This window comes from Dietzia timorensis (assembly GCF_020742175.1).
Classification (GTDB): Bacteria; Actinomycetota; Actinomycetes; order Mycobacteriales; family Mycobacteriaceae; genus Dietzia; species Dietzia timorensis_A.
The window spans coordinates 1-2,945 of record NZ_DYXM01000227.1 but is presented as its reverse complement, the minus strand read 5'-3'; the positions used below and the strand labels follow the sequence as shown (position 1 = coordinate 2,945).

Here is a 2,945-nt window from a genome sequence, read left to right as displayed (position 1 = left end):
CTCGTCGCAGCATGGCGCGGTGGTAGCGGCGCTGGTTCCCGCTCGTGCGGCGGCTGATGATGAGGCCCTTGTCCTCGTAGAAGCGCAGCGCGGAGGTGCGCACGCCCGCACGTGTCGCGAGCTCGCCGATGGTGATTTCGTAGCGCTTGTCCTCCATGCGCCACACCATACGCTGGGGATTGAAGTTCGAGTTAACTTGAGACCGAGGTAGGGGCGGCGTCCGCGTGCTCATCGTATCGGCGCTGCGCACGGACGACATCGGGCATGTGCGCCACGGCCCATTCGGTGAGTGCCTGCAGGGGGATCGTGAGGCTGCGGCCGCTGGGGGTGAGCTCGTATTCGACTCGCGGCGGGATCTCGGGGTAGACGGTGCGGCTCACCATTCCGTCGCGTTCGAGTGCGCGAAGTGTCTGGGTGAGCATCTTCTGCGAGATTCCGTCTATCCGGGTGCGCAGCTGGGAGAAGCGGTGCGGCCCCTCGCCGAGAATCGTGATGACGAGGACGCTCCATTTATCGCCGATGCGATCGAGGAGGAGCCGTGACGGGCACGCGCGATCGAAGGGATCCCATTCGGTGGCGGTATCGGTGGTGCCGGAGGGGGTGGTCACGCCAGCCATGTTCGTTGTCCTTTCGCGCGCGTCGGCGCCACGACCTCGATGGTCACCTAACGGAAACTCAGTATCCGAAAAGTGCTCTCTACCCACAAGGGAGTGGGTTACTTATAGTGACTATAGGCCAAAGAAGCCGGAACGAAAAGGAGAAGAACATGGCAAAGATCGTCGTTATAGGTGGAACCGGCTACGCGGGCGGACACATCGTCGCCCAGGCCGCGAGGCGCGGACACGAGGTGGTGTCGGTGAGCCGGTCGATTCCCGAGGGCGAGAACAAGGTCGAGGGCGCGAAATACGTGGCCGCCGACCTGCTCGACGCGGACGCGGTGGCCGGGGCGATTCCGGGGTCCGACGTCATACTTTCTGCTGTTGCGCCGCGGGGCCCGCTCGCGGGGAACACGCGCGGGGCGCTCGCGAAGCTGGCCGATCTTGCCCGGGACCGCGGCGTGCGGTACGGCGCCGTCGGCGGCGCGGGCTCGCTGCTCGTGTCCGAGGGAGGGCCGAAGCTTATCGAGACGCCAGATTTCCCGGGCGCGTTCAAGACCGAGGCGGCCGAGATGGGCGAGGTGCTCGACGATCTCCGCGCGCGTGAGGATGCGCTCGACTGGTTCTTCGTGAGCCCCGCCGCGAACTTCGGTTCCTTCAACCCGGGCGAGGCCCGCGGAGAATACCGCCTCGGCGGCGACGTGCTCGTCGCGGACGCGAACGGCACCTCCGACATCTCTGGCGCGGACCTCGCGGTGGCGATCGTCGACGAAATCGAGACGCCGGCGCACCGCAAGGCCCGCTTCACCGTCGCTTACTGACGCCGGACGCACCGCGCCACCCGCGCGGCCGGGGCCCTACGGTTCGTTGAAGTAGGGCTCCAGGTCGCGCGCGTAGCGGGTGTCTACGAAATCGGCGAAGGAGAACGGCTCGATGAGCTCGGCGCCGAAGAACGCGTCGGCGATGGACTGCTCGGAGTCGTTGAGCGCATCGGCGGGAACAGCTTGCCTGTCCTGACGGCGCCGCTGAGCGATCTTCGCCGGTTCGAGCGGCACGTCGACGGCCTGCGAATATTTCTCGGCCCATTCGTCGGGATTCGCGGCCGCCCAATCAGAGGCACGCGCAACCCGCTGGACGAGGTCGGCGAGCGCGGTGTTGCGCCGCGAATCGCCGAGCGCGTCGAGCGAGGCCAGGCCGAACTCCGCGCCGTTGGACACCGATTCGGCCGTCGCGAGCACGCGCACGTCCTCGGTGGTCTCGGTGAGCGCGGTGTATGGATCCCAGATGGCCCAGGAGTCGACATCGCCGCGGCTGAACGCGGCCGACGCCTCGGCCGGCTGCAGGTAGACGGGCTCGACGTCGTCGATCCCGAGCCCGGCCTTATCCAGCTGCAGCAGCAGGTTGCCGTGCGCCGAGGTGCCCTTGCCGACGGCCACCTTCTTGCCCTTGAGATCGGCGACCTGGGCGATCTGTGAATCGGCCTTCGCGAGGATCTGATCGCCCTCGCCGGCCATGTTCGTCGCCGAGACGATCTTGATCCGCGCGCCCGAGGAGGCGCCGAAGATCGGCGGGGTGTTGCCGGTGACAGCAAAGTCGATCTGGCCGGCCGTGAGGGCCTCTACCTGCGGCGGACCGGAAGTGAAGGTCGACCACTCGATCTGGTACGGGAGATCGTCGAGCTCGCCGGCGGCCTGCAGGAGCGACTGCGTGCCGCCCTTCTGGTCGCCGACCTGGAGCGTGAGATCCCCGAGAGAATCGAGCGGTACGCGCTCGGGTTCGGCGGCCGCCTTCGCCTGGTCGGCCTCGCTCGTGACGCACGCCGAGGTGAATACGAGGACGCCGGCGAGCAACGCCGCGAGAAGCGCCAGGGTGCGGGAGCTGTGTCGTCTGCGGGGATGAGTGCGGGGATGGTTCATGCCTGCACGCCCAGGTGCTCGAGGAGGCTGGCCTTGTGGCGGGGGTCGGGCTCCTCGGCGCGCGGGAACTCGATGCGCTCGGAGTGCGCGACGCGCCCGTCGACGAGTACGTCCACGCGGTCGGAGAGCGCGACGGCCTCGTCGACATCGTGGGTGACGAGCAGGACGCCGAAGCCGTGGTGGCGCCACAACGAAAGTAGTAGCCCGTGCATCGTGTGCCGCGTGATCGCGTCGAGTGCGCTGAACGGCTCGTCGAGGAGCAACAACTCCGGCGCCCCGACGAGGGCGCGGGCGAGCGAGGCGCGCTGCGCCTGGCCGCCGGAGAGCTCCCCGGGGTAGGCGCCCGAGTGCTCGCCGAGGCCGACCTCGGCGAGGGTGCCCGCGACCCGCTCCGCCTTCGCTGCGGGCGAGATGTCGATCTGATTGAGGCCGT

5 protein-coding genes are annotated in these 2,945 nt (G+C 68.3%); 1 reads left to right on the top strand and 4 read right to left on the bottom strand.

Annotated features, from left to right (window positions below; all coding sequences use genetic code 11):
- A partial coding sequence (locus K8V11_RS11845) for a MerR family DNA-binding transcriptional regulator (protein WP_303914464.1) occupies positions 1-157 on the bottom strand: 157 nt, incomplete at its 3' end.
- A 34-nt stretch (positions 158-191) separates the two neighbouring features.
- Positions 192-608: a helix-turn-helix domain-containing protein gene (locus K8V11_RS11840; protein WP_303914460.1), complete on the bottom strand. Its 417-nt coding sequence runs from the start codon at positions 606-608 to the stop codon at positions 192-194.
- Positions 609-766: 158 nt separating this feature from the next.
- Between K8V11_RS11840 and K8V11_RS11835 the strand changes: the two genes are divergently transcribed.
- Positions 767-1,417, top strand: a complete 651-nt coding sequence (locus K8V11_RS11835; RefSeq protein ID WP_303914457.1) for an NAD(P)-dependent oxidoreductase — start codon at positions 767-769, stop codon at positions 1,415-1,417.
- Between the two features lie 36 nt (positions 1,418-1,453).
- On the opposite strand, the gene K8V11_RS11830 is transcribed toward K8V11_RS11835, so the two are convergent.
- On the bottom strand, positions 1,454-2,512 hold the full coding sequence (locus tag K8V11_RS11830) for an ABC transporter substrate-binding protein (RefSeq protein ID WP_303914455.1): 1,059 nt from the start codon (positions 2,510-2,512) through the stop codon (positions 1,454-1,456).
- Positions 2,509-2,945 (bottom strand): ATP-binding cassette domain-containing protein (locus K8V11_RS11825; RefSeq protein ID WP_303914451.1); only part of this gene is annotated, 437 nt, incomplete at its 5' end. The genes K8V11_RS11830 and K8V11_RS11825, both read right to left, overlap by 4 nt.